The sequence below is a fragment of the Sphingomonas sp. UBA978 genome (assembly GCF_002292295.1).
Lineage (GTDB): Bacteria > Pseudomonadota > Alphaproteobacteria > Sphingomonadales > Sphingomonadaceae > Sphingomonas.
Genome location: NZ_DBBS01000011.1, coordinates 95,358 through 119,778, shown reverse-complemented (window position 1 = coordinate 119,778; position 24,421 = coordinate 95,358). Strand labels below are relative to the sequence as shown.

The 24,421-nt window shown below is 71.8% G+C and carries 22 protein-coding genes; 6 read left to right on the top strand and 16 right to left on the bottom strand.

Annotated elements, in window-relative coordinates:
- Nucleotide 1 precedes the first annotated feature (1 nt).
- Genes B2515_RS05310 through B2515_RS05300 form a run of 3 tightly spaced genes read right to left on the bottom strand, consistent with a single transcriptional unit; the run spans nt 2 to nt 1,620 of the window.
- Entirely contained in the window at nt 2-478 is a 477-nt protein-coding gene (locus B2515_RS05310; protein ID WP_414711363.1) for a DUF1440 domain-containing protein, read from the bottom strand.
- Between the two features lie 59 nt (nt 479-537).
- A complete protein-coding gene (locus B2515_RS05305) occupies nt 538-819 on the bottom strand; it encodes a hypothetical protein (RefSeq protein ID WP_414711362.1) in 282 nt (93 codons plus the stop codon).
- Between the two features lie 57 nt (nt 820-876).
- Nucleotides 877-1,620 carry a class I SAM-dependent methyltransferase gene (locus B2515_RS05300; RefSeq protein ID WP_293874561.1) on the bottom strand — a complete coding sequence of 248 codons (744 nt, stop codon included), beginning with the start codon at nt 1,618-1,620 and terminating at the stop codon, nt 877-879.
- A gap of 50 nt (nt 1,621-1,670) precedes the next feature.
- Here B2515_RS05300 and B2515_RS05295 point away from each other — a divergent pair, with 50 nt between their 5' ends.
- The 4 genes from B2515_RS05295 to B2515_RS05280 all read left to right on the top strand — a co-directional run bounded on the left by B2515_RS05295 (nt 1,671) and on the right by B2515_RS05280 (nt 6,471).
- Nucleotides 1,671-2,531: an oxygenase MpaB family protein gene (locus B2515_RS05295; RefSeq protein ID WP_293874559.1), complete on the top strand. Its 861-nt coding sequence runs from the start codon at nt 1,671-1,673 to the stop codon at nt 2,529-2,531.
- A 132-nt stretch (nt 2,532-2,663) separates the two neighbouring features.
- On the top strand, nt 2,664-4,214 hold the full coding sequence (locus B2515_RS05290; RefSeq protein ID WP_293874558.1) for a DUF4153 domain-containing protein: 1,551 nt from the start codon (nt 2,664-2,666) through the stop codon (nt 4,212-4,214).
- Complete coding sequence (locus tag B2515_RS05285) at nt 4,211-4,936, top strand: response regulator transcription factor (RefSeq protein WP_293874557.1); 726 nt, start codon at nt 4,211-4,213, stop codon at nt 4,934-4,936. Before B2515_RS05290 ends, B2515_RS05285 begins: the two co-directional genes overlap by 4 nt.
- Nucleotides 4,921-6,471, top strand: coding sequence for a sensor histidine kinase (locus B2515_RS05280; protein WP_293874556.1), 1,551 nt, complete (start codon nt 4,921-4,923; stop codon nt 6,469-6,471). The genes B2515_RS05285 and B2515_RS05280 overlap by 16 nt, the downstream gene beginning before the upstream one ends.
- A gap of 4 nt (nt 6,472-6,475) precedes the next feature.
- On the opposite strand, the gene B2515_RS05275 is transcribed toward B2515_RS05280, so the two are convergent.
- Together B2515_RS05275 and B2515_RS05270 are read right to left on the bottom strand one after the other, a co-directional pair.
- Nucleotides 6,476-8,398 (bottom strand): CocE/NonD family hydrolase, encoded by a 1,923-nt coding sequence (locus tag B2515_RS05275; RefSeq protein ID WP_293874554.1) that lies wholly within the window; start codon nt 8,396-8,398, stop codon nt 6,476-6,478.
- 143 nt (nt 8,399-8,541) lie between these two features.
- A complete protein-coding gene (locus tag B2515_RS05270; protein WP_293874553.1) occupies nt 8,542-9,822 on the bottom strand; it encodes an Hsp70 family protein in 1,281 nt (426 codons plus the stop codon).
- A 162-nt stretch (nt 9,823-9,984) separates the two neighbouring features.
- Between B2515_RS05270 and B2515_RS05265 the strand changes: the two genes are divergently transcribed.
- Nucleotides 9,985-11,499 carry an ATPase domain-containing protein gene (locus tag B2515_RS05265; RefSeq protein ID WP_293874551.1) on the top strand — a complete coding sequence of 505 codons (1,515 nt, stop codon included), beginning with the start codon at nt 9,985-9,987 and terminating at the stop codon, nt 11,497-11,499.
- Nucleotide 11,500: 1 nt separating this feature from the next.
- Complete coding sequence (locus tag B2515_RS05260) at nt 11,501-13,480, top strand: ATP-binding protein (RefSeq protein ID WP_293874550.1); 1,980 nt, start codon at nt 11,501-11,503, stop codon at nt 13,478-13,480.
- Nucleotides 13,481-13,620: 140 nt separating this feature from the next.
- On the opposite strand, the gene B2515_RS05255 is transcribed toward B2515_RS05260, so the two are convergent.
- Genes B2515_RS05255 through B2515_RS05205 form a run of 11 tightly spaced genes read right to left on the bottom strand, consistent with a single transcriptional unit; the run spans nt 13,621 to nt 24,367 of the window.
- Complete coding sequence (locus B2515_RS05255; RefSeq protein WP_293874549.1) at nt 13,621-14,181, bottom strand: histidine phosphatase family protein; 561 nt, start codon at nt 14,179-14,181, stop codon at nt 13,621-13,623.
- On the bottom strand, nt 14,178-14,945 hold the full coding sequence (gene cobS, locus B2515_RS05250) for an adenosylcobinamide-GDP ribazoletransferase (RefSeq protein WP_293874548.1): 768 nt from the start codon (nt 14,943-14,945) through the stop codon (nt 14,178-14,180). The genes B2515_RS05255 and cobS overlap by 4 nt, the downstream gene beginning before the upstream one ends.
- Nucleotide 14,946: 1 nt before the next feature.
- Nucleotides 14,947-15,966 (bottom strand): nicotinate-nucleotide--dimethylbenzimidazole phosphoribosyltransferase, encoded by a 1,020-nt coding sequence (gene cobT, locus B2515_RS05245; RefSeq protein ID WP_293874546.1) that lies wholly within the window; start codon nt 15,964-15,966, stop codon nt 14,947-14,949.
- Complete coding sequence (locus B2515_RS05240; protein WP_293874544.1) at nt 15,963-17,423, bottom strand: cobyric acid synthase; 1,461 nt, start codon at nt 17,421-17,423, stop codon at nt 15,963-15,965. The genes cobT and B2515_RS05240 overlap by 4 nt, the downstream gene beginning before the upstream one ends.
- Complete coding sequence (gene cbiB / locus B2515_RS05235) at nt 17,411-18,322, bottom strand: adenosylcobinamide-phosphate synthase CbiB (protein ID WP_293874542.1); 912 nt, start codon at nt 18,320-18,322, stop codon at nt 17,411-17,413. Before cbiB ends, B2515_RS05240 begins: the two co-directional genes overlap by 13 nt.
- On the bottom strand, nt 18,319-19,089 hold the full coding sequence (locus B2515_RS05230) for an ABC transporter ATP-binding protein (RefSeq protein WP_293874540.1): 771 nt from the start codon (nt 19,087-19,089) through the stop codon (nt 18,319-18,321). Before B2515_RS05230 ends, cbiB begins: the two co-directional genes overlap by 4 nt.
- A complete protein-coding gene (locus tag B2515_RS05225; RefSeq protein ID WP_293874539.1) occupies nt 19,086-20,048 on the bottom strand; it encodes a FecCD family ABC transporter permease in 963 nt (320 codons plus the stop codon). The genes B2515_RS05230 and B2515_RS05225 overlap by 4 nt, the downstream gene beginning before the upstream one ends.
- Complete coding sequence (locus B2515_RS05220) at nt 20,045-20,851, bottom strand: ABC transporter substrate-binding protein (RefSeq protein WP_293874538.1); 807 nt, start codon at nt 20,849-20,851, stop codon at nt 20,045-20,047. The genes B2515_RS05225 and B2515_RS05220 overlap by 4 nt, the downstream gene beginning before the upstream one ends.
- Nucleotides 20,851-21,468 carry a cob(I)yrinic acid a,c-diamide adenosyltransferase gene (cobO, locus tag B2515_RS05215; RefSeq protein WP_293874537.1) on the bottom strand — a complete coding sequence of 206 codons (618 nt, stop codon included), beginning with the start codon at nt 21,466-21,468 and terminating at the stop codon, nt 20,851-20,853. The genes B2515_RS05220 and cobO overlap by 1 nt, the downstream gene beginning before the upstream one ends.
- Nucleotides 21,468-22,430 (bottom strand): aminotransferase class I/II-fold pyridoxal phosphate-dependent enzyme, encoded by a 963-nt coding sequence (locus B2515_RS05210; RefSeq protein WP_293874536.1) that lies wholly within the window; start codon nt 22,428-22,430, stop codon nt 21,468-21,470. Before B2515_RS05210 ends, cobO begins: the two co-directional genes overlap by 1 nt.
- Before the next feature lie 2 nt (nt 22,431-22,432).
- Nucleotides 22,433-24,367 carry a TonB-dependent receptor plug domain-containing protein gene (locus B2515_RS05205; protein ID WP_293874535.1) on the bottom strand — a complete coding sequence of 645 codons (1,935 nt, stop codon included), beginning with the start codon at nt 24,365-24,367 and terminating at the stop codon, nt 22,433-22,435.
- Nucleotides 24,368-24,421: the final 54 nt, after the last annotated feature.

The window sequence follows — 24,421 nt, the reverse complement described above, 5'->3', positions numbered from 1 at the left end:
CTCAGTCCAGCGCGGCCTCGATCCCGCGTCGCGTCCCCTCCAGCGCCAGTCCGAACACCGCGTGGCTCGCCAGCCCATAGGCGTGGGTCGCCGGCGGCGTGTCGGTCGGCGCCGGTCCCCAGCCGAACGCCGGCACCGCCGCATCGTCGAGCAGGGTCGCGATCGCCACGCCATAGGCGAGGCCGAACCCCGCGGTGGTCTGCGGCCAGCGCCGCGCCGCCAGCGCATAGCCGGCCCCCAAGGCCGCGCCGGTCGCGTAATGGACGAGGCTGCCCGCGGTTTCGCGATGCTTCTGGGTGACCGCCTCGCCGGTGACGCGCCGCGTGACGCTATCCGCCGCCTTCACCGTGGCGGGATCGTCGTTGCTGCCCCCCTGCCCGAACGCCGGCGCCGCAACCCGCTGGAACAGGTTCATGGCGAGGCTGGCGACGAGGCCGCCGGTGACACCGGCGGCAAGCGTTCTGGTCAATGACGGCACTGGCATATCTCCCGATCGAAACCGGGTAACGCATTGCACGGGCGAGAGGTTCGCCGCTCTTACGGCTTGCGGAATTTCAGGACGAACTGGTCGGTCCTGCCGCGGATGGCGGGATCGAACACCGCCTTGCTATGGTCGTCCGCAGGATTGGCGAGCACCGCGCTCGCGCCGACGAAGCGGAAGCCCGCCGCCTCGACCTGACGGCGGACCGCGGAGGGATCGATGCGATGCGTGGTGTCCGTGCCGGACAGGCCGGAGCCGGCCCTGTCGGCATGGTCGATCACCACATAGGTGCCGCCCCTCTTCAACAGTTTGAACACCGCCACGTCGAACGCCCGCAACGCCGGCTCGCCCGCGCCCTTGTTGGGGATATTGCGCGGGCGAGAGGTTCGCCGCTCTTACGGCTTGCGGAATTTCAGGACGAACTGGTCGGTCCTGCCGCGGATGGCGGGGTCGAACACCGCCTTGCTGTGGTCGTCGGCGGGATTGGCGAGCACCGTGCTCGCGCCGACGAAGCGGAAGCCGGCCGCCTCGACCTGACGGCGGACCGCGGCGGGATCGATGCGGTGCGTGGTGTCGGTGCCCGACAGGCCGGAGCCGGCCCTGTCGGCATGGTCGATCACCACATAGGTGCCGCCCCTCTTCAACAGTTTGAACACCGCCGCGTCGAACGCCCGCAACGCTGGCTCGCCCGCGCCCTTGTTGGGGATGTCGTGATAATTCTGCACGGTCCAGAACAGGTCGGCCGGCTGCGGCGTGGTCGGCAGGTCGGTCGCCTGCACCTCCGCCGTCACATTGGCGAGGCCGCGGGCCTTCAGCGCCGGCAGGCTCTTTTCGGCATATTTCGCGCCCGCCGCCGGCCAGAGCGCATAGACCCGCCCCTTCGGCCCGACGATGCCGGTGAAGATGCGCGTCCAATAGCCGCTGCCCGGCAGGTAATCGACGACGGTGTCGCCGGGTCGCACGCCGGCGAAGGCGAGCACCGCCGCCGCCTGCCGACGGGCATCGTCGCCGGCCTGATCCGCGCGGGCGGGATCGGCGAGCGCGCGGGTGATCGCGGGACCGGCCAGCGCCGCTTTGTCCTGCGCCAGCACGCCGGTGGTCATCACGGCCGCCGCGACCATCGATACAAGCAGGCGCATCCTTCGTCTCCGGTACTGGTTTCGCCGTGAGGCTATAAGAGATCGGCAGCATGGGCGACATTCGCGATACGATCCAGGGACAAGTGCATCGGCTGGTCGGCTTCGGCGACGGCGCCGTCGATCTGCGGCGACCACCGGGCGACGACGGCCTGTTCGGGCCGGGATCGGCGGCATGGGTCGTCCACGGCGACTTCACCGCGATGATGGCGGGCGGCGTCGCCGCGCTGCTGCTCCAGATGCTGCACCCGGGTGCGCTGGCGGGAGTGTGGGACCACAGCAATTTCCGCCGCGACATGCTGGGGCGGCTGCGAAGGACCGCGCAGTTCATCTCCGGCACCACCTATGGCGCGACCGCGACCGCCGAGACGCTGATCGCCAAGGTCCGCGGCATCCACGACCGCGTCGCCGGCACCCTGCCCGACGGCACGCCGTACAGCGCTAACGATCCCGACCTGCTGACCTGGGTCCATGTCGCCGAGGTGGCGAGCTTCCTCGCCGCGCACCGCCGCTATCGCGACCCGGCCTATCCCGCGGCGGAGCAGGACCGCTATCTGGCCGAATATGCCGTCGTCGCGGAGAAACTGGGCGCGACCGGCGTGCCCGGGACGCGCGCCGCGGTCGACGCCTATTTCGCCGCGGTCCGGCCGCAGCTGCGCGCCGACCACCGCACGCGCGAGGTCGCCCGCGCGCTGCTGCACCAGCAGCCCGCCAGCCGCGCGATGGCGGCCGCGCAGACATTGCTGATGGAGGGCGGCATCGACCTGCTGCCGGACTGGGCGGCGCGCATGCACGGACTGGAACGCCCCGCGGTCGGCCGGCCGGCGGTGCGCGCGGGCATGGCCGGGATCGGATCGGTCTTGCGCTGGGCGCTGCGCGACGGATCGGCGAAGCGCGCGACGACGCCGGACTGACGCCACGCGGCTCGCAGGCCGCGGCCTGCACGGGATCTGCACCGAAGATTGCCGGAGCGGACACCGACCCCGCGCTTCTCCCCGCACCGGGGGCGTGCATCCATCGTCCCCGGACACCGGAGGATGGATGCGATGACGACGACGAACGGACCACGCCCGGCCATGCCGATGGCCGCCAAGCTGGCGGCGGCGATCGCGGTGGCGATGGTGGCGGAGGGGATCTTTTCGACCGGCAGCGAGATCGGCGGCACGATCGGCGTGCTGGCGCTGATCTGGGTGGCGGCGCTCGCGCTCACGCGGCCGATCGTGCGGCGGACGCCGGCGGCGCGGAACGCGCTGGTCGCGGCGGCGGGGTTCGCGCTGGTGCTGGTCGACGATCCCAATCCGCTCGCGCTGCTGCTCGGCTGGATCGCGATCTCGCTCGCCGCGCTGCTGCCCGGGCGGCGGTTCGACGATGCGCTGCGGTGGGGACAGCGGCTCGGCTGGCATGCTCTGGTCGGGCTGGGGCTGCCGTGGCGCGATCTGGCCTGGAGCGCGGCGGCGCGGCGGCGGGCGCGGCGCGGCGGCGTGCGCGCGGGCGTGGCGATGCTGGTCGTGCCGGTGGTCGGCGGCGCAGTGTTTCTGACGCTGTTCGCCAATGCCAATCCGCTGATCGGCGACGCCTTCGGCCGCATCGCGCTGCCCGACCTCACCGACGTGATCTGGCGGACCATATTGGCGGCGGTGATGCTGACCGCGGTCTGGGCGACGCTGCGGCCGCGGCTGTCGCCCCGGATCGGCGAACGGTTCGCGACGCCGGGGGCCATCGCACGCTTCGACCTGGGCGTCGCGACGCTGGTGCTGTCGCTGGCGACCTTCAATGCGATCTTCGCCGTGCAGAACCTGCTCGACATCCTGTTCCTGTGGAGCGGCGCGCCGCTGCCCGCCGGCGTCACCATGGCCGATTATGCGCATCGCGGCGCCTATGCGCTGATCGTCACCGCCCTGCTGGCGGCGCTGTTCGTGCTGGTGACCCTGCGCCCCGGCGGCAGCGGCGCGGCGAGCCCGGCGGTACGGCGGCTGGTGACCTTGTGGATCGCGCAGAACCTCCTGCTCGTCGCCTCCAGCGCGTTGCGGCTGGTCGATTATATCGCGGCCTATGCGATGACCGGGCTGCGGCTGGCGGCGCTGGCGTGGATGGCGCTGGTCGCGACCGGGCTGGCACTGATCCTGTGGCGACTGCTGCGCGGCCGGTCGGCGGCATGGCTGGTCAACGCTAACGCGCTCGCCGCGGCGCTGGTGCTCAGCGCGGCGAGCGCCGTCGATCTCGGCGCGACGGCGGCAGCGTGGAATGCGGACGTCGCGATCGACAAGGGCCGCGCCGGGCCACCGCTCGACCTGTGCTATCTGGCGCGGCTCGGCCCGTCGGGACTGGTCGCGCTCGCCCGGCTGGAACGCCATGCGAAGGATGCGGGACTGCGCGACCGGCTGACCTATCTGCGCTGGCAGGCGCAGCTGCGGACGACGGAATTGCAGGACGACTGGCGCAGCTGGTCGGGCCGCAACGCGCGCCGGCTCGCGGCGGTCGAGGGCAGGACGGGACGCCGCCCGCCGCAGGTGCGCCGCGCCGACAACGGGCGGGGATGCGACGGCAGCATCGTGCCGCCGCCGGCATGGCCATTGACTAAGGCGGCGCAACGATGATCCTGTGCCCGATGCCGCGCACCGTCCTCGTCGTCGACGACGATCCCCATATCCGCCAGCTGCTGGTGTTCGCGCTCGGCAAGGCGGGGCTCGACACGCTCGAGGCGGAAGATGGCGAGGCGGGACTGGCGCTCGCCGAACGGCACGGCCCCAATCTCGTCATCCTCGACATCAACATGCCGCGGATGGACGGGCTGGAGGTCTGCCGCCGGCTCCGCGCGGTGAGGGGCGCAGAGGGCGACGTGCCGATCCTGTTCCTGTCGAGCCGCGACGACGAGATCGACCGGGTGCTCGGCATCGAGCTGGGCGCGGACGATTATGTGGTGAAGCCCTTTTCGCCGCGCGAGGTGGTGGCGCGGGTGATGGCGATCCTGCGCCGCACCGCCGCGCGGCCGCCGGTGGTCGAGGACGGGCGCGGGCTGGAGCATGGCCGGCTGCGGCTCGACCTCGATGGCTGGCGCGCGCTGTGGGAGGGCCGGGAGGTGACGCTGACCGTCACCGAATTCTCGATCCTGCGCCTGCTCGCGTCGATGCCGGCGAAGGTGTTCAGCCGCGATGCGATCATCGACCGGCTGCACGGGCCGGGCTTCGCGATCACCGACCGGACGATCGACAGCCATATCCGCAACCTGCGTCACAAGTTCGCGACCGCCGGTGCCGCCGACCTGATCGAGACGCGGCCGGGGATCGGCTACCGGCTGGGGGCATGTACGGGCGCGTGAAGGCCTGGGCGAAGCGCCACTGGCCGCGGCTGCGGCTGCGCACGATCCTGTTCGCGACGCTGTTCCTCGTCGCGGCGCTGCCGGGGTTCGGCGCGGTGTTCCTGCGCGTCTACGAGAACACGCTGGTGCGCCAGACCGAGGCGGAGCTGGTCGCGCAGGGCGCGGCGCTGGCAGCGGCCGCCGCGGCGGACTGGCCGGGGGCGACCGGGGGCGCGCTCTATCCGCAGCGGATCGTGCCGCCCGGCGACGGCGTCGACCTGAGCCTGACGCCGATCCTGCCGGAACGCCCCGCCCCGGCCCCCGCCGCGCCGGTCGCCGCCGATGCCGCAGCGGCGGCGCCGCGGCTGGCGCCGGTGCTGCGCGCGACGCAGATGACGACGCTCGCCAGCATCCTGCTGCTCGACCGGCAGAGCCGGATCGTCGCGGGCAACGGCCGGCGCGGCGGCTATGCGACGCTGCCCGAGGTCGCGGCGGCGCTGCGCGGGACGCCCACCACGGTGCTGCGCCGCAACCGCGCCTATCGCGCGGTCTACAGCTTCGAATGGCTGTCGCGCGCGGCGGCGATCCGCGTCCATCATGCGCGGCCGATCGTCGTCGACGGGCGCGTCGTCGGCGTGCTGCTGCTGTCGCGATCGGCGCGGGCGCTGTTCCGCGGGCTATACGCCGACCGTGGCAAGATCGCGATCGGCATCGCCGCGATCTTCGCGCTGCTGGTGCTGCTGAGCGGCGTGATCTCGCGCGGGATCACCCGGCCGATCGAGCGGTTGGGGCAGGCGACGCGCGCGGTGGCGAGCGGGCGCGGCAGCGTGCCGGAGGTGCCGGCCACCGCGGCGATCGAGATCCAGGGCCTCTATGCCGATTTCGCGGTGATGACCGCGGCGATCGAGCGGCGGTCGCGCTACCTGCGCGATTTCGCCTATGCGGTCAGCCACGAATTCAAGACGCCGCTCGCCGGCATCCGCGGCGCGATCGAGTTGTTGCAGGACCATCCCGACATGGCGGCGGGCGACCGCCACCGCTTCCTCGCCAACGCCGATGCGGATGCGGACCGGCTGGCGCTGCTGGTCACGCGGCTGCTCGAACTGGCGCGCGCCGACATGGCGGCGCCGGCGGACGATGCGGTCGACCCGGTGCCGGTGGTGGCGCGGATCGCGGATGCCTGTCGCGGGGATGCGTTCGCGATCGACGTGCGATGGGACACGCCGCCGCCGCGCGTGGCGCTGCCCGCCGCGACGATCGAGAATGCGCTGGCGACGCTGTTCGACAATGCGCGGCAGGCCGGCGCGCGGAGCGTATGCGTCGCGGGTTCGGTGGGCGAGCGGGTCGCGCTGCACGTCACCGACGACGGACCGGGGATCGCCGCGGGCGACCGGCTGCGCCTGTTCGAACCGTTCTTCACGACGCGACGCACGACCGGCGGCACCGGGCTGGGACTGGCGATCGCGCGGTCGCTGCTGGAGGCGGGCGGCGGCACGATCGATCTGGTCGAGGGGGACCGGACAAGGTTCGTGGTGACGCTGCCCGTCGCGCCATGACGGGTCAGCGCGCCTGCGGCTGCTCCACCGGCACCACCGGCAACAGCACCGCGCTGGGGGTCGCACCGCCGCGCTTCAGCGTCACCGTCGCCTTCCGGTAATCCCCCGGCTTGGCGAAGAAGATGTTGGGCACATAGGTCTGCGGATTGCGGTCGTAGAGCGGGAACAGGCTCGACTGGACCTGCACCATCACGCGGTGGCCGGGCTGGAAGACGTGGTTCACCGTCGGCAGGCGGAATTTGTAATGCTGGACCTTGTTCGCCGGGATCGCGCTCGGTTGCGCAAAGCTGTCGCGGTAGCGACCGCGGAAGATGTCGAGGCTGATCGGCAGCTGGTAGCCGCCCATCTTGGGATCGCTCGCATTCTCGGTCGGATAGACGTCGATCACCTTGACGACGAAATCGCCGTCGGTGCCGGTCGTCGCCGCATAGAGATCGGCGATCGGCGCGCCGGAGACGCGCATCGCCTGCGTCAGCACCGGCGTGGTGTAGGTCATCACGTCGGGGCGGCCGTCGGCGTGGCGCTGGTCGCTGACCAGCCAGTCGCCCCAGCGGCCGTCGCCGAAGTTCACCGGGCGCGGCAGGTGCGGCACCGGCTTGGCGGGATCGGCGACGTAGCTGTCGCCGCCCGCCCCGCCCTTGGCGAAGCCGAGGCCACCGTCGGCCTGCAGGTAGATCGGCTTCAGCGGCGCGGCGCAGCCGCTCTCGCAGGCGAGCGGCCAGTTCGCCAGCCGGTCCCAGTGATTCTCGCCGGTGTTGTAGATCGCCGCCTGCGGCAGGTTCGCGGCCGGGCCGTCCTTGAGATACTGGTCGAACAGCGGCAGCACCATCTGTTCGCGGAACTGCGCGGCGGTGTCGCCGTCCCACTGGAACGGGCCGAGGCTGCGGCCCTCGCGGTTGATCTGGCTGTGCCGCCACGGCCCCATGACGAGGAAGTTGTTGCCGGTCTTGCCCTTGGCCTTCAGCGCCTCCCATGCGGTGATCGCGCCGTACATGTCCTCCTGATCCCACAATCCCTGTTCCCAGATCGTGGGGACGTTGGAGGGATTGGCGGCGAGCAGCTTGTCGAGCGCCTGCCCCGACCAGAAGCCGTCATAGGCGGGATGCTGCGACATGCGCGTCCAATAGGGCAACTGGTCGTAGCCCGACTTCTTCGCCCAGTCGCCGGCCGAGCCCACCTCGCGGAAATTGTCGTAATCGTCCCAGCCGCCGGTCGGCGGCACGGTGCCGCCGCCCTTGTAGCCGGTCTGCCCGCCGAGCCAGGCGATGTTGGCGAGGCGGAAGGCGCCGTAATGGAACCAGTCGTCGCCCATCCAGCCGTCGATCATCGGCGATTCGGGCGCGGCGACCTTGAGCGCGGGATGCGGGTTCAGCAGCGCCATGACGACGGTGAAGCCTTCGTAGCTCGACCCGATCATGCCGACGCGGCCGTTCGACTGCGGCAGGTTCGCCTTGTTCACCAGCCAGTCGATCGTGTCATAGGCGTCGGTGACGTGATCGACCTTGGTCGGGTTGAGCGGTCCGATCACCGGGCGGGTGACGACATAGTCCCCTTCCGACCCGTATTTGCCGCGGACGTCCTGATAGACGCGGATATAGCCGCCCTTGACGAACGCCTCGTCGGCAAGCGGCAGCGTCGCGAGCATCGACGCGCTGGTGCTGCGGCTGGCGCGGCCCTTGGCGTTGTAGGGCGTGCGGGTCAGCACGATCGGCGCGTTGGTCGCGGCCTTGGGGATGACGATGACGGTGTAGAGTTTGGTCCCGTCGCGCATCGGGATCATGACTTCGCGCTTGATGTAATCGTTGGCGGTGTCGACCAGCGTGAACTTCGCCGGGATGTCGCCGCCGGCGGGCGCGGTCTGCTGCTGCGCATGGACCCCGACCGAAAGCAGGGCGAGCAGGGGCAACAGCATCAAGGAACGGCGCATGACGATCTCCGGCAGAGAGGATGACCGATGCTAGGCCCGAGTGCGAGCGCACTCAATGCCCACACGGCGTGCGGGCGCACTCAATCCTTAGCCGGCGTGCGGACGCACGCAATGCCCACGTGGCGTGCGGGCGCTCGCGAGTTTCAGCTCGCCCAGGCGGCGACGTCGTCCTGCGTGCCGATCAGCGCGAGGCCGTGCGCGATCGAGGTCAGCTCGCCGCCGGTCGCGATCCGCTCCGCGCCGAAGCGGTCGTCGAACAGGCGGCGGATGCGCGGCGTGAGCGAGGTGCCGCCGGTCAGGAAGACGCGATCGATCCCCGCCGCCGCGACGCCCGCCGCCGCCAGCGCCTGATCGACCGCAGCCTCGATCCGGATGATATCGGGGGCGATCCAGGCCTCGAACTCCGCGCGCTTCACCTCCGCCGCGATTCTCAGGCCGGCACCGTCGAAGCGGAATTGGGCGACCTCCGCCTGCGACAGCGCGCGCTTCAGCCGGCCGACCGCGTCGTACAGGCTGTACCCCGCCTCCTGTTCGATCACCGCGATCATCCGCCCGATCGCCTCGGGATCGAGCGCGGCCCTGCGCAACTTGTCCAGCTCGGCCAGCGTCCTGCGGTTGCGCATCAGCGCGAGGCGCGACCAGTCGGCGAAATCGGCGAAATAGCCGCCGGGGATCTCCAGCACCTTGTCGAACGAGCGGTACGATCCGCCCTTGCCGAGCAGCGGCATGACCAGCCGGTCGACGATGCGCTGGTCGAACCGGTCGCCGGCGATACCGACGCCGGCATGCCCCAGCGGCGTGCAGCGCTGGCCTGCGCCCGGCACGTCGACGCGCACCACGGAAAAATCGCTGGTGCCGCCGCCGAAATCGGCGACGAGGATCGTCGCGGCATGGGTCAGCCGCGCGGCATAGCTGAACGCGGCGCCGACGGGTTCGTAGACGTAATGCACCTCCGCCCCCAGCGCGCCGAACACCGCGTCGTAGCGGGTGCGGGCGAGCGCCTCGTCCGGGCGGGCGCCGGCATAGGCGACCGGGCGGCCGACGATCACCCGGCGGGCGCGGCCGTCGAGCGCGCCGCCGGCGCGGGCGGCCATCTTCGCGACGAACAGCCGCCCGATATCCTCGAACCGCATCCGCCGGTCGAACACGGTGGCATGTTCGAAGCTGGCGCTGGCGGCGACCGACTTGAACGACTGGATGAAGCGGCTGCCCTCCGGAAAGTCGAGATATTCGCGGATCGCCCAGGGGCCGCCCTCGGATTGCAGCCCGGCATCGTCCCAGAAGCAGAGCGCGGAGCGGAACACCGGGTCCGGCCCGTCGGGGGCGTCGAGCATCACCAGATCGGCGCCGTCGCCGCGGGCGAGCGCGGCGACGGAATTGGTGGTGCCGAAATCGAGGCCGAGGGCGAGAGGTGTGTCGGTCATGCGGCGGCTGTCCTCACACGCCAAGGCGGGGTCGGGTCAAGGGGCCGGTGTACGCGATACCGGCACGGTGCGGCTATCGCCGCGGCGGCAAACCGGATAACGCGGTACGGCCGAACGGAAAATCCCTCCGGTCGGCAGGCCCCCGAAGCAGGATAGCGGCGCGTGCAGCAAGGATCGAAGATCGCTTCCACCGGGATCGCCGGGCTCGACGACATCCTCAACGGCGGGCTGACGCCCGAACGCCTGTATCTGGTCGAGGGCACGCCGGGAACGGGCAAGACCACGCTGGGGCTGGGCTTCCTGCTCGCCGGCGCGGCCGCCGGGCAGAGCGGACTGTACATCACGCTGGCGGAGACCGAGGTCGAATTGCGCGCGGTGGCGGCGACTCACGGCTGGACGCTCGATCCGATCACCATCTTCGAAATGGTGCCGGCGGACGGCCTGGGCGACGACCAGGAACAGACGCTGCTCCACCCGAGCGAGGTCGAGTTGGGCGAGACGGTGCGCGCGATCATGGCCAAGGTCGACGAACTGCGGCCGGCGCGGGTCATCATCGACAGCCTGTCCGAGCTGCGGCTGCTGGCGCAGAGCCCGGTGCGCTATCGCCGCCAGATCCTGGCGCTGAAGCATTTCTTCTCGACCCGCCAGTGCACCGTGCTGGTGCTCGACGACAAAAGCGCGAGCGGCAGCGACCTGCAATTGCACAGCATCGCGCATGGCGTGCTGTCGCTCGAACAATTGCTGTCCGGCTTCGGTGCGCAGCGACGGCGGCTGCACGTCGTCAAGATGCGCGGCCTGCGCTATCGCGGCGGCTATCACGATTTCGAGATCGAACGCGGCGGCCTCGCCGTCTATCCGCGGCTGGTCGCGTCCGAACACGGCGTCCGCCACGACATGGGGTTCGTGTCGACCGGCTCGCAGGAATTCGATGCCCTGCTCGGCGGCGGGCTGGTCGTCGGCACCGCGACGCTGCTGACCGGGCCGGCGGGCGTCGGCAAGACCACGACGATCGTGCAATGCGTCTATGCGGCGCTGGAACGTGGCGAGAAGGCGGCCTATTTCCTGTTCGACGAACGGGCACCGACGCTGATGGCGCGATCGGCGGCGCTGGGCATGGACCTGCAGCCGTTCATCGATGCCGGGCGGCTGGCGCTGCGCGCGATCGATCCGGCCGAGCTGTCGCCCGGCGAATTCGCCGCGGCGGTCCGCAGCGCGGTCGAGGAGGACGACGCGCAGGTGATCGTCGTCGACAGCCTCAACGCCTATCTGCAATCCATGCCGAGCGAGAAGTTCCTCATTCTCCAGATGCACGAGCTGCTGACCTATCTGGGCCAGCGCGGCGTGGTGACGTTGCTGATCCTCGGCATGCACGGGGTGATGGGCGACGTGCGCGCCGACGTCGATCTCAGCTATCTGGCCGATACCGCGGTGCAATTGCGCTATTTCGAGGCGTTCGGCGCGGTGCGCCAGGCGATCTCGGTCATCAAGACCCGCACCGCCAGGCATGAGCGGACGATCCGCGAATTCCGGATCGATACGCAGGGGCTGCAATTCGGCGAGCCGCTAACCCATTTCCAGGGCGTGCTGACCGGCGTGCCGACCTTCTCGGGCGAGGGCAAGTCGCTGCTCGCCAGCCGCGCCGATCCCGCCGCGGGGCGCGGAGGGTCGGCCGGCTAGGATGGACGGCGCCGTCCTCATCCTCGCGCCGCGCGGGCGGGACGCCACCGTCGCCGCCGACCTGTTGCGTCGCGGCGGCATCGATGCGCAGGTGGTGCCGACGCTGGCGGCGCTGGTCGCCGGCCTGTCCGGCGCGGTCGCGGCGGTGCTGATTACCGAGGAGGCGCTGGCGGCGGCGGACCGGTCGGCGCTGTCCGCCTGGGTCGCCGCGCAGCCGACCTGGTCCGACCTGCCCTTCGTCATGCTCGCCAACGGCGGCCGCGCGCCGCGATCGGCACAGGCGACGGCGCGCGTCGGCGACCTCGGCAACGTCGTGCTGCTCGAACGGCCGCTGCATGCCGAGGCGATGCTGGGCGCGGTGCGATCGGCGATCAAGGCGCGGGCGCGGCAATATGAGGTGCGCGCCGCTGCGGCGACGCTGGAGGATGCGGTGGCGCAGCGCACCGCGGAGCTGGAATCGGCGCGGAGCAGCCTCGAATTCGCGCTCGAGGCGGCGGGCATGGGCAGCTGGGAGCTCGACCTCGCCACCGGCGCGATCGGGCGCAGCCTGCGCCACGACGAGATCTTCGGCTATGCCGAGCCGCAGGCGCACTGGTCGGTCGAGCGGATGCTCGCGCATGTCGACCCGGCGCAGCGCGACGCGGTCGCCGCCGCCTTCCGCGCCGCGCCGCAGACCGGCAGCGTTGACATCGAATGCGCGATCGAGGGGGCGGACGGCAGCCGGCGCTGGATCACCAAGAAGGGGCGGCTGCGCTACGACGCCGACGGCGCCCCCGAACGGCTGGTCGGCGTGGTCACCGACGTCACCGTGCGCAAGGAAGCGGACGCGCAACTGGCGCAGGCGCAGAAGATGGAGGCGGTCGGCCAGCTGACCGGCGGCGTCGCGCACGACTTCAACAACCTCCTCACCCCCATCGTCGGCAGCCTCGACATGGTCCGGCGGCGCCACAAGGACGACGAGCGGACGCAGCGGATGGTCGGCGGCGCGCTGCAGGCGGCGGAGCGCGCAGCGACGCTGACGCAGCGGCTGCTTGCCTTCGCGCGGCGGCAGGCGTTGCAGCCGGTCGCGGTGGATATCGGCGCGCTGATCGACGGGATGGCTGATCTGATCCGCCGCTCGCTCGGCCCGACGGTCCGGGTGGTGCTGGAGGTGCCGGGCGACCTGCCGCCGGCGCGGGTCGATCCCAACCAGCTGGAGCTGGCGCTGCTCAACCTCGCGATCAACGCGCGCGACGCGATGCCGGGTGGCGGGCAGCTGACGATCACCGTCGCCGCCGCCGAGGTCGACGCGCGCAATGCGGTGACGCTCGCCGCCGGGCGCTACGTGCGGATCATGGCGAGCGACACCGGCATCGGCATGGACAAGGCGACGCTGGCGCGGGCGACCGAGCCGTTCTTCTCGACCAAGGGCGTTGGCAAGGGGACCGGGCTGGGCCTGTCGATGATCCATGGCCTCGCCGCACAATCAGGCGGCACGCTGACGCTGGCGAGTGAGGCGGGACGCGGTACGCGCGTCGAACTGTGGCTACCGGTGACACTGGACCAGCCGAGCGCCGCGGCCGATCGGCGCAGCGATCCGGTCCCCGCGCGCCGCGCCGCCAAGGTGCTGCTGGTCGACGACGAGGAGATCGTCCGCACCGCCACCGCCGACATGCTGCGCGACATCGGCTATCAGGTGATCGAGGCGGCGTCGGGCAGCCAGGCGCTGGCGGCGATCCGCGGCGGCGTCGACGTCGAGCTGCTGGTCACCGATTATCTGATGCCGGGCATGACCGGCGCGGCGCTGATCGCCGAGCTGCGCGATACCGGCCATGGCCTGCCGACGCTGCTCATCACCGGCTATGCCGCGACTGGCGCCGACGTGCCTGCCGACGTGCCGCGGCTGGCCAAGCCGTTCCGCCAGATCGACCTGGCGGCGCGGGTGGACGAACTGCTTCACCTGCCCCGCGGCCATGGCGGCGGCCTGCGCGTGGTGCGCTAGGGCCAATCGACATTCAGCCCTGACGGCCTGCAAACGGCGGTTTCGCATGCTTCCGGTGCTCACGTACCGTTAGTATGCTGCGCTCCGGGTCATGCAAAACCACCGTTTTCGGCACGTCATCATCTGAATGTCGATCGGCCCTAGGCCCGACCCTGACGCGGCAGCGCGAGCCAGCTGCCGCAGGGCGGCACGGCATCGATCGTCCGCTCCAGCGGCTGGCCGGCGCGCAGCGTGCGTATGGCGGCGATCGGCCCGCCATGGCTGACGACCAGAGTATCGGCGTCGGTGGGCAGCGCATCCCATGCGGCGCGGGCGCGGGTGGCGAGGTCCTGCCCGCTCTCGCCGCCGCCGGGGTAGAAACCGGCGGGATCGGTCATCATCCGGTCCATCAGGTCGCCGGTCTCGCGCCAGATCGCGTGCCAGCGCCGCCCCTCCCACGTGCCGAAGTCGCGCTCCAGCCAGCGGGGATCGGCAAGCAGCGGCCGGCCGGTGAGGCGGGCGATCCGCCCGGCGAGCAGGCGGGTGCGGATCGCGCCGGAATGGACGATGGTCGCGAAGGACTGCGCGGCGAGGTCCGCCGCCAGCGCCCGCATCGCCACGGCGCCGGCGCGGCTCAGCCCCATGTCGGACCGGCCGTAGCAGCGCCCCGACCACGCTTTGGCGACCGCCGTGTGCCGGACGAGGAGGACGCGCGCGGTCACGCCGCCGCGGCGAGCAGCACGAGGAGTTGCGCCATATAGGCGGCAAAGCCGAGGCAGTCGCCGGTGCTGCCGCCGATCCGCGCGCGCAGGAAGCGGGCGAGCCATGCGAGCAGGACCGCGATGGCGACCAGCGCAGCCAGCAGGGCGGTCGGGCGCAAGATCGCCAGCGGCACCAGCCCTGGCGCGGCGAGCAACAGCGCGAGCGCGACGCGGCGGGGCGGCATACCGCTGCCCATCCGCGCGGCGGCGCCATCCGCCTGCGCCGGCGGGAGGATCGCGGCGAGCAATATGGCGCACAGCCGGGCGAGCGTCGCCGCCGCGACGATAGCCGCGACCGCGAGTGCGGACGGCAGCGCGACGATCGCGGCGACGCGCATGGCGACCGCGAGGCCGAGCCCCAGCGCGCCGTAGCTGCCGATGCGGCTGTCGCGCATGATCCGCAGCGCCGCCTCGCCGCGCGCGGTGCCGCCGAAGGCGTCGCAGAAATCGGCGACGGCATCCTCGTGGAACGCGCCGGTCAGCAACGCCTCGAGCGCCAGCGCGAGCAAGGCGGCGAGCAGCGGCGGCCACCATTGACCCGCGACGACAAACGCGGCCGCGGTCGCCGATCCGATCAATGTCCCGACCGGCGGCAGCCACGCCATCGCACGCGCCAGCCCGTCCGCCGCCTGTTCGGGCGTCAGGCGCGCGAGGACCGGCACCGGCAACCGGGTGAGGAACTGCACCGCCAGCAGCGGCGGCGCCCAGGCCGGTGCGCGGACCATGTCAGTCGGCCCGCTCGGCGCCAATCGCGTCGAGCCGCACGACGTCGTTCAACACCGCCGCGGCGGCATCGAGCAGCGGCAGCGCGACGAGGGCGCCGCTGCCCTCGCCCAGCCGCATGCCCCAGTCGAGCAGCGGATCGAGCCCGAGATGCGCGAGCGCAGCGGCATGGCCGGGCTCGGCGGAGCGATGCCCGGCGATCATCGCCGCCGCGGTGCCGGGCGCGAGCCGCTCGGCGACCAGCGCCGCGGCGGTGGCGACATAGCCGTCGAGCAGGAGCGTCGCACCGCGCGCCGCGCCGCGGGCGTAGAAACCGGCCATCGCCGTGATCTCATAGCCGCCGACCGCGGCGATCGCCGGCACCGGATCGTCGGCGGCGAGCAACGGTGCCGCGCGGGCGACGGCATCGGCGACGATACGCGTCTTCGTCATGAGGATCGCATCGTCGGCACCCGCGCCGCGGCCGACCGCATCGACGGCGGACGTGCCGGTCAACAGCGCCGTCAGCGCGGCAGCGGGGGTGGTGTTGCCGATGCCCATCTCGCCCGCGATCAGCACCGCCGCGCCGTCGTCCGCCGCGCGATCGGCCTCCTCCACGCCGACCTGCCATGCCGCCTCGAACTGTCCCACGTTCATCGCCGCGCCATGCGCGAGGCTGGCGGTGCCTTCGGCGATACGGGCGTCGCGGAAGAAGGGCGGCGGCGCGCCGACGCGCGGGCCGGCGACGCCGACATCGACCAGCCGCAACGGGCAATCGTGCGCGCGGGCGAGCGCGTTGCTGGTCGCCTGCCCCGCCAGGATCGTCGCGACCATCATGCCCGTCACCGCCGACGGCCACGCCGACACGCCATCGGCGACGCAGCCGTGATCGCCCGCGAACAGCACGATCCGCCGCGGGTGGCTGCGCGCGTCGATCCGCCGCTGGGTCATTGCCAGCCGCACCGCGAGCCTCTCCAGCCGGCCGAGGCTGCCGCGCGGCTTGGCGAGCGCGTCGAGATGCGCCCGTACGTCGGCTTCGGTCATGCGGCGGTCCTTGCAAGGGCGATGAGCGCGTCGATGTCGAGCGCGTCTTCCAGCGTGGCGGCGATCCCGTCGAGCGCGGCGTCGATCACCTCGCGCCGGTCGAACCCGTCCGAGCCGAGGCCGAGCGGTGCGATCAGGTGTGCGCGTGCGGCGGCGCGGTCGAACAGGCCGTGGACGTAGCAGCCGGCGATCCGGCCATCGCGCGCGACCGCGCCGTCGACGGTGCCGTCGTCGAATCGGAGCAGTGGCGGCGTACCGGGATCGACGCGAGTTACGCCGGCATGGATCTCGTAGCCCCCGAAGCCTGCCGCTGATCCGGCAAAGGTGCCGCTCACCGCGCGCGTCCGCTTGTCGGCGGCGATCACGGTATCGATCGGCAGCAGGTCGAGTCCGGCGACCGTCCCGGCCTCGCCCTCGATCCCCTCCGGGTCGGCGACGGTGCGGCCGAGCATCTGATAGCCGCCGCAGATGCCAAGCACCCGGCCGCCGCGGCGGACGTGCGCGGCGATGTCGACGTCCCAGCCCTGCGCGCGGAGGAAGCCGAGGTCGGCGATCGTCGCCTTGGTGCCGGGCAGCACCACCCAGGCGGCATCGCCGGGGATCGGTTCGCCCGGCGGGATCATCGCCAGCCGGATGCCGGGTTCGTGCGCCAGCGCGTCCATGTCGTCGAAATTGGCGATCCGCGACAGCATCGGCACCGCGACCAGCGCGCCCTCGCCCGCCGCCGTATCGCGCCCCAGCGCGACCGCATCCTCCGCGGGCAGGCGCGCGGCATCGGCGAGCCACGGCACGACGCCGATGCTGCGCCAACCGGTGCGGGTGCCGATTTCGGTCAGGCCATCGTCGAACAGCGACAGGTCGCCGCGGAACTTGTTGACGATGAAGCCGTGGATCATCGCCGCATCGGCGGGGTCGATGACCGCGCGGGTGCCGACCAGCGACGCGATGACGCCGCCGCGGTCGATATCGCCGACCAGCACCACCGGCACGCCCGCGGCACGCGCGAAGCCCATGTTGGCGATGTCACCGGCGCGCAGGTTGATCTCCGCCGGCGACCCTGCGCCCTCGACCACGACGATATCCGCCTGCGCCGACAGGCGGCGGTAGGCGGCCATGACCTCGGCGAGCAGATCGGGCTTGCGGCGGCGGTAATCGCCCGGTCCCATCGTTCCGCGTACCCGGCCGCCGACGACGAGCTGCGCGGTGCGGTCGCTCTGCGGCTTGAGCAGCACCGGGTTCATGTCGGTGGTCGCCGCGACGCGCGCGGCGATCGCCTGCAACGCCTGCGCGCGGCCGATCTCGCCGCCATCGGCGGTGACCGCGGCGTTGTTCGACATATTCTGCGGCTTGAACGGGCGGACGGCGAGGCCGCGGTTGGCGAACACGCGGCACAGGCCCGCGACCAGCACCGACTTGCCGACGTCGGAACCGGTTCCCTGCAGCATCACAGCGCCCATGCGACGGCTCCCGTTGCGATCCACAGGCCGATGCAGGCACGCCGGTAGACGCGCAAGGCCCGGCGGAGGTCGGCAACCGACGGTGTGGGCCCGTCGCCGAGGATCGCGCGCCGCGCCGGCTCGCCATCGTAGCTCACCGCGCCGCCGAGCCGCCGGCCGAGCGCCCCCGCCATCGCCGCCTCGGGCCAGCCGCCGTTCGGCGAGGCGTGGCGGCCGGCGTCGCGGACCATCGTCCGCCAGCCGCCACGCCCGGCGACGCAGATCAGCGCGCCCGACAGCCGCGCGGGTAGCCAGTTGACGACATCGTCGGCGCGGGCACAGGCCCAGCCGAACCGGACCAGCCGCGGCGTGCGATGGCCGACCATCGAATCGGCGGTGTTGATCGCCTTGGCGACGAACAGCCCCGGCAGGCCGGCGATCAGCAACCAGAAAGCGGGCGAGACGACGCCGTCGCAGAAGCTTTCCGCGAGGCTCTCGATCGCGGCGGTGGCGATACCCGCCTCGTCCAGCGCGGCGGTGTCGCGACCGACGATCATCGCCACCGCCCGGCGCGCGGCGGGCAGGTCGCCCGTGGCCAGCGGCGCGAGCACCGCGGCGACGTGATCGTGCAGGCTACGTTGCGCGAGACCGGTGGTGGCGACCAGTACAACCGCGACCAGGCCCCAGCCCTCGCCCGCGACATGCTGGACGGCCCAGCCGAGCGCGGCGGCGAGCGTGACGAGAGCCAGCAGCAGCGCCACCCCCGCCAGCCGCTGCCGCGTCGGCCCGCCGCGGTTCCAGCGCCGCTCGCATCCCGCGATCAGCGCGCCCGCCGCCTGCACCGGATGCGGCCAGCGGCGCGGATAGCCCAGCGCCGCCTCCGCGATCAGCGCCGCGAGCAGGAGCGCAGCCGCGTTCACCGCGCGATCGGCAGGATGAAGCGCTGGCCGCCGGGCGTGACGCCGATCTCGACGTCGACGCCATAGGCCTCGGCGATCAGCGGTGCGGTCAGCACGGCGTCGGCGGGTCCGGCGGCGACGATGCGGCCGCCGCGCATCAGCACCGCATCGTCGGCAATCCGCGCGGCGAGGTGCAGGTCGTGCAACACCAGCACGACGCCGCTGCCCGCATCGGCGACGGCGCGCAGCCGCGCGAGCACGTCGAGCTGGTGCGCGGGGTCGAGGCTGGCGAGCGGTTCGTCGGCGAGCAGCCAGTCGGGTTCGCCGGCCAGCACGCGGGCGAGCAGCGCGCGGCCGCGCTCGCCGCCGGACAGCCGCTCGACCCCGCGGGTGCGCAGCGCGGTCATGTCGGTCGCCGCGAGCGCGCGCTCGACCGCGGCGCGATCGGCGGCACCGGCGCCCCAGCGGCCGTGGTGCGGCAGGCGGCCGAGGCCGACCAGCGTGGCGACGTCGACGTCCCAATGCACGTCTGCGGCCTGCGGCAGAAACCCGATCCGCCGCGCGCGCTCGCGCCGGTCGAGGCCGGCGACGTCGGAACCATCGAGGCGGGCCGCGCCGCTGTCGGGCGTGCGCAATGCGGCGAGGCAGGACAATAGGCTGCTCTTGCCAGCACCGTTCGGGCCGAGCAGGGCGGTGACGCGGCCGCGACGGAACGCGACACTGACGCCATCGAGGACGCGATTGCCACCGAGCGACAGGCCGATGGCGTCGGCGGTCAGCGCGGTCATGCGAGCCTCCGACGCATCGCGATCAGCAGATACAGGAAGAACGGCCCGCCGAGCATCGACATGGCGATGCCGAGCCGCAATTCGCTGACCGTCGGCAGCAGCCGGACGAGGCAATCCGCGAGCGTCAGCAGCAAGGCGCCACCCAGAGCGGAGGGCAGCAGGATCGCCGAGGGCCGATTGCCCGCGAGCGGGCGGACGAGATGCGGGACCATCAGGCCGACGAAGCCGATTACCCCGGCGGACGCCACCGCCGCGCCGACGGTCAGCGCGACGCCGGCGATCACCAATGCCTGCAACCGTCCCGGATCGACGCCGATCGAACGCGCCGCCTGCTCACCAAGCGTCAGCGCATCAAGCGACCGAGCGGTGGTCGCCAGCAGCATCGCACCCAGCGCGACCAGGGGCAGCGCGATCGTCACATCGTCCCAGCTGCGATCGGTCAGCGCGCCCATTAACCAGGTGACGATCTGCGACGATACGAACGGCGTCGGCGCGAGGCTGATCGCGAGCGCGGTCATCGATCCGGCGATGCTGGTCAGGATCATCCCCGCCAGCGTGAACAGGATCAGGCTGCCCGACCGTCCCGCGATCAGGGCGAGCAACGCCATCGTCGCCCCCGCTCCCGCCAGCGCGAAACCGGGCAGCAGCCACGCCTGCGCGGCATAGCCGAAATAGAGCGACAGCACCGCGCCGAGCGCCGCGCCCGACGACACGCCGAACAGGCCGGGATCGGCGAGCGGGTTGCGCAGATAGCCCTGCATCACCGCGCCCGACAGCCCTAGCGCCGCGCCGACCAGCAGCGCCAGAACGGTGCGCGGCAGGCGCAGCTCGACGATGATGATCGATCGCGGATCGGCCGCGGTCCAAGCATCCCACGGCACCCAGACCTTGCCCGCCGCCACCGACAGCGCCGCCGCGAACAGCAGGCCGACGCCCAAGAGCAAATTGAGCCGCGTCATGCGCCGATCCCCCGTCGTATCTGTCGCAACCGCGCCATCGCGGCGACGATCGTCGATCCGCCGCAATTCATCAGCCGCGTCGGATAGGGCGCGACCGCGATCCGCGCCGCGAGCCGCCGCACCGCCGGATGCGAAGTCAGCCGGTCCTCGCCGACCTCCGCCGCGCCGACCGATAGCAGCACGCGCGGCGGCTGCGCGATCAGATATTCGAGCGGGAGGACGTCCCATTTCTTGAGGCCATAGACCGCGCTCATGTTGCGGAAGCCGGCACGGGCGAGCAGTTCGTCGGGCAGCGTCCCCGCCCCCGGCACCAGCCCGCCCGATTGCCAGATCAAAGCCGGCACCGGCCGTCCCGCAACCGGTCGCGCCGCCGCGGCGATCCGCATGGCCAGCGCCGCGCCGCGGTCCGCATGGCCGGCGATGCGGGCGATGTCGCGCACCTGCTCCTCGCTCTCGTCGACCGAATCGGGCACCGGATATTGCACGAGCCTGATCCGCATCCGCTTGAGCGCGGCGATCGTCGCGGGCGCGACGTGCGGCCCGCTCATCACCACGTCGGGGGCGAGCGCGACGACCTCCTCCGCGGTGCCGGAGGTGGCCTTGAAACCCGCCGCCTGCGCGAGCGGAATCGAGGTCGCGCGCGGGTCCTGCGAATAATGGCTGATGCCGGCGATCTGGCCGGGATCGGCGACGTGCATCAGCACCGCATCGATACACGGGTTGATCGAGACGATGCGCGGGCTGCGCACCGGCGCCGCCGACGCCAGCAGCGGCAGCGCCGCGAGGGCGAGCAGCCGCCGCATCAATATTCGACCCCGCGCTGCGCCTTGAAGCCCGCCTTGTACGGATGGCGGACCTCGGTGAAGTCGGTGATGAGGTCGGCAATCTCCAGCAGCTCCGGCTTGGCGTTGCGGCCGGTGATGCAGATATGCTTGGTGAGCGGGCGCTCCTGCAGGAAGGCGACGATCTCGGCGATGGGCAGCGTATCGTCGCGCAGCACGATGTTGAGTTCGTCGAGGATGACGAAGTCGATCGCGGGATCGAGGATCATCGCCTTCGACCGTTCCCATGCCGCGCGGGCGGCGGCGATGTCGAGCGCGCGGTCCTGCGTGTCCCAGGTGAAGCCCTCGCCCATCACCTCGAAGGTCGCGAGGTCGGGATGCGCCTCGAAGAAATTGCGCTCGCCCGTCTCCCACTTGCCCTTGACGTATTGCAGGATCGCGACCTTCAACCCCCAGCCGATGCTGCGGATCGCCATGCCAAAGGCGGAGGAGGACTTGCCCTTGCCATTGCCGGTGTGGACGATCAGCAGGCCGCGTTCGAGCGTGCGGCGCGCCTGCATCTTTTCGCGCGCGGCGGCGACGCGGGCCATGCGGGCATTGTGGCGGGCATAATCGGGCGCATCGTCGGAAGGGGTCATCAGCGATATCCATCGAGAGCGGTGGCGAGGCGGGTGAGCGCGGCGGCGCCGCGCGGCAGGCCGATGCGCAGCCGGTCGGACCGGTCGGCGAACGGGCGGGTCAGGATCGCGTGGCGTGCCAGCGTCGCGAACAGGTCGTCGCGGCAGGCCACCAGCCGGAACAGCGGCGCGCCGCCGACGACGGAGAGGCCGGCACCGGCGAGCAGGTCGTCGAGCAGCACGCCCGCCTCCGCGATCCGCGCCTGCTGCGCACGACGCCAGCCGGCATCGGCATAGGCCGCCGCGCCGATCGCCACCGCAGGGCCGGATACCGGCCAGTCGCCGATCATTGCGCGAACCTGCGCCGCCACTCGCGGGCCGGTGACGACGAAGCCGATGCGGAGGCCGGGGAGGCCATAGAATTTGCCGAAGGAACGGAGCACGATCAGGCGGTCCGAGGCGTGCGGACAGAGGCCGGGGGCAGGATCGGCATAGGCTTCGTCGACGACGACGGTGCGGCGGTCGGCGAGGGCGCGCAGCGTGGCGGGATCGGTGACCCGGCCGTCGGGGTTGGCGGGGCTGGCGAGCACGAACAGGTCGTGATCGATCGCGGGCAGGTCGGCGACCGGATCGGCCTCGGGCCATGCGGCGCGATGGCCGGCATAGCCCGGGTGCAGCACCGCCGCGCGGGTGGCCGGCAGCAGGCCGGCGAGCAGGCGCAGGGCGAGGTCGGTCCCCGGCACTGCGACGACGCCGGCGGGATCGGCGACGCCGAACGCCTGCGCCGCGGCGGCTTCCAGCGCGGCGATCGCCGCCGGTTCGGGCAGATGATCGAGGCCGGGCGGCACGCCCGCGACCGGCCACGCCCAGGGCGCGATACCGGTCGACAGGTCGATCCAGTCCTCACCCCCGAACGCCGCACGCGCCGCCGCCACCCGCCCGCCATGGGCGCAGAAGGTGGCGAGGACGCGAGGGTCGGTCACCGTCAATAGGTCAGGCGGATGCCGCCGAACGCGCCGCGACCCGGCTGTCCATATTGGTAGATCGTCTGGTAGCGCGCATCGAAGACGTTCTCGATGCGGCCGTATACCTCGACATGTGCGCCGACCGGGAAGGACGCCCGCACGTCGGTGACGACGTAACCGTCGAGCCGGCGGGCGTTGGAGGCATTGTCGAAGCTGTCGCCAATCGCGGTGATCGTCGCCCCGGTGGCAAGCCCGAACGGGAAGCGATAATCGGCGTTGACCGTGACGCTGTTGTCCGGCCGGCGGGCAAGATCGCGACCGAAATTGGCAGTGCCGGTCGAACGGTTCGTCGCGTCCAGATAGGTATAGGCCGCGCTGAACGTCAATGCCTCCACCGGGCGCAGCAGCAGCGACAGCTCGACACCCTGTGCGCGGGCGCGGGCGATATTGTCATAGGTGCCGTTGGGTTTGCCGGTGCAGATGCCGGTCAGCGGGCGGGCGCAGGAGACGAAGGTGATGAGGTCGGACGAGCTGCGCCGGAAATAGGTCGCGCTTGCCTCGACCGCACCGCCCAGCGCCTTTTGCGTCACGCCGGCGTCCCAGCCGTGCGAACGTTCGGGATCGAGCGCGGTGTTCCCGTATTCGCTCTGCAGCTGGTACAGCGTCGGCGCCTTGAACCCTTCCGAATAGCTGGCGCGGAACGCGGTCGCGCCGCCGTTGGGCGAATAGACGCCGCTGCCCGAGAAGGTCGTCGCGCCGCCGAAGATGTTGTGATCGTCGTGGCGGACGCCCGCGGTGCCGGTCAGCCCGGCGATCGGGGTGACGGCGACCTGGCCGTAGACGCTGAAGATGCGCGCGCGGCCACGCGTCACCGGACCGCCGTAGCTCGACGTCGAGAAGCGCGACACCTCACGCTCCGCGCCGAAGGTCGCGAACACCGCGGAGGTGACGTCGGCCGTCCCCTGATATTCGAGCCGGTCGTTACGGCCGATGCCGCGGAACGTCTCGGTCGGGGTGCCGTCGGGGTCGGTGTTGCGGCGGTCGCTGTCGGTATGGGCATAGCCGAAGCGATTGCGGAAACGGCCGTCGAACAGCGCGGCGTTGAGGCCGGCGTAGCCGATCCACTGTTCGCTCGTCCCGTATTCGCGGGTGTCGCCGAACACGAAGCGCGGCGCGGGGAAACCGTCGATATCGGTGCGGCCGTTGGCATAGAATCCGCGCAGGTCGACCGACACATTCTGCGCGAGCGCGATGCCGACGCTGCCGTTGGCGCTGTAGTTGCGGAAGCCGTCGCGTTCCGGGCCGGGCGCATAGGTCGAGATGCCGTCGGTGGTATAATAGCCGCCGCCGACGCTCGCCGACACCGGGCCGCTCTTGCCCGAAACGTTGGCGAACGCCTGCCCCGTCTCGTGCCAGCCGCCCTCGGCGCGGGCGTTGATGCTCAGCTGCTCGGTCGGCTGGCGGGTGATGAGGTTGACGACGCCGCCGATCGCCTGGCTGCCCCACAGCACCGACTGCGCGCCGCGCAGCACCTCGATACGGGCGATGTTGCCGATCAGCAGGCTGCCGAAGTTGAAGCCGCCGCCGGGCGACGACGGATCGTTGAGCTTGATGCCGTCGATCAGCGCGACGGTCTGGTCGCTTTCCGCGCCGCGGATGTTGACCGAGGTGGTGGTGCCGACGCCGCCGTTGCGCACCACGGTGACGCCGGGCGTCTGGCGCAGCAGGTCGGAAACGGTGACCGCCTGGCGCTGCGTGATCGTCGCGGTGTCGAGCACGGTCACCGCCTGGCCGACGGTGGACGCGGGCCGCGCCTCGCGGTTGGCGGTGACGAGGATGTCGGTGCCGGCGTCGGCGGCCTGTTCGAGGCCGGTGGTCGACTGCGCGCTCTGCGCGACGGCGGGCGTCGCCGCCGCGATGCACGGCAGCAGGATCAGATAGGCGTAATTCTTCATGATAGTCCCCCTCGTAGCATGGACGGGGGCACGCATGACGGTTCGCCGGACCGA

Coding starts and splice junctions, on each gene's coding strand:
- B2515_RS05240 (WP_293874544.1), bottom strand. CDS start 17,423: ATGGGCGCTGTGATGCTGCAGGGAACCGGTTCCGACGTCGGCAAGTCG.
- cobO (WP_293874537.1), bottom strand. CDS start 21,468: ATGACCCCTTCCGACGATGCGCCCGATTATGCCCGCCACAATGCCCGC.
- B2515_RS05260 (WP_293874550.1), top strand. CDS start 11,501: ATGGACGGCGCCGTCCTCATCCTCGCGCCGCGCGGGCGGGACGCCACC.
- B2515_RS05290 (WP_293874558.1), top strand. CDS start 2,664: ATGACGACGACGAACGGACCACGCCCGGCCATGCCGATGGCCGCCAAG.
- B2515_RS05295 (WP_293874559.1), top strand. CDS start 1,671: ATGGGCGACATTCGCGATACGATCCAGGGACAAGTGCATCGGCTGGTC.
- B2515_RS05205 (WP_293874535.1), bottom strand. CDS start 24,367: ATGAAGAATTACGCCTATCTGATCCTGCTGCCGTGCATCGCGGCGGCG.
- B2515_RS05225 (WP_293874539.1), bottom strand. CDS start 20,048: ATGACGCGGCTCAATTTGCTCTTGGGCGTCGGCCTGCTGTTCGCGGCG.
- B2515_RS05230 (WP_293874540.1), bottom strand. CDS start 19,089: ATGACCGCGCTGACCGCCGACGCCATCGGCCTGTCGCTCGGTGGCAAT.
- cobS (WP_293874548.1), bottom strand. CDS start 14,945: ATGGTCCGCGCACCGGCCTGGGCGCCGCCGCTGCTGGCGGTGCAGTTC.
- B2515_RS05300 (WP_293874561.1), bottom strand. CDS start 1,620: ATGCGCCTGCTTGTATCGATGGTCGCGGCGGCCGTGATGACCACCGGC.
- B2515_RS05280 (WP_293874556.1), top strand. CDS start 4,921: ATGTACGGGCGCGTGAAGGCCTGGGCGAAGCGCCACTGGCCGCGGCTG.
- B2515_RS05270 (WP_293874553.1), bottom strand. CDS start 9,822: ATGACCGACACACCTCTCGCCCTCGGCCTCGATTTCGGCACCACCAAT.
- B2515_RS05285 (WP_293874557.1), top strand. CDS start 4,211: ATGATCCTGTGCCCGATGCCGCGCACCGTCCTCGTCGTCGACGACGAT.
- B2515_RS05220 (WP_293874538.1), bottom strand. CDS start 20,851: ATGCGGCGGCTGCTCGCCCTCGCGGCGCTGCCGCTGCTGGCGTCGGCG.
- cobT (WP_293874546.1), bottom strand. CDS start 15,966: ATGACCGAAGCCGACGTACGGGCGCATCTCGACGCGCTCGCCAAGCCG.
- B2515_RS05275 (WP_293874554.1), bottom strand. CDS start 8,398: ATGCGCCGTTCCTTGATGCTGTTGCCCCTGCTCGCCCTGCTTTCGGTC.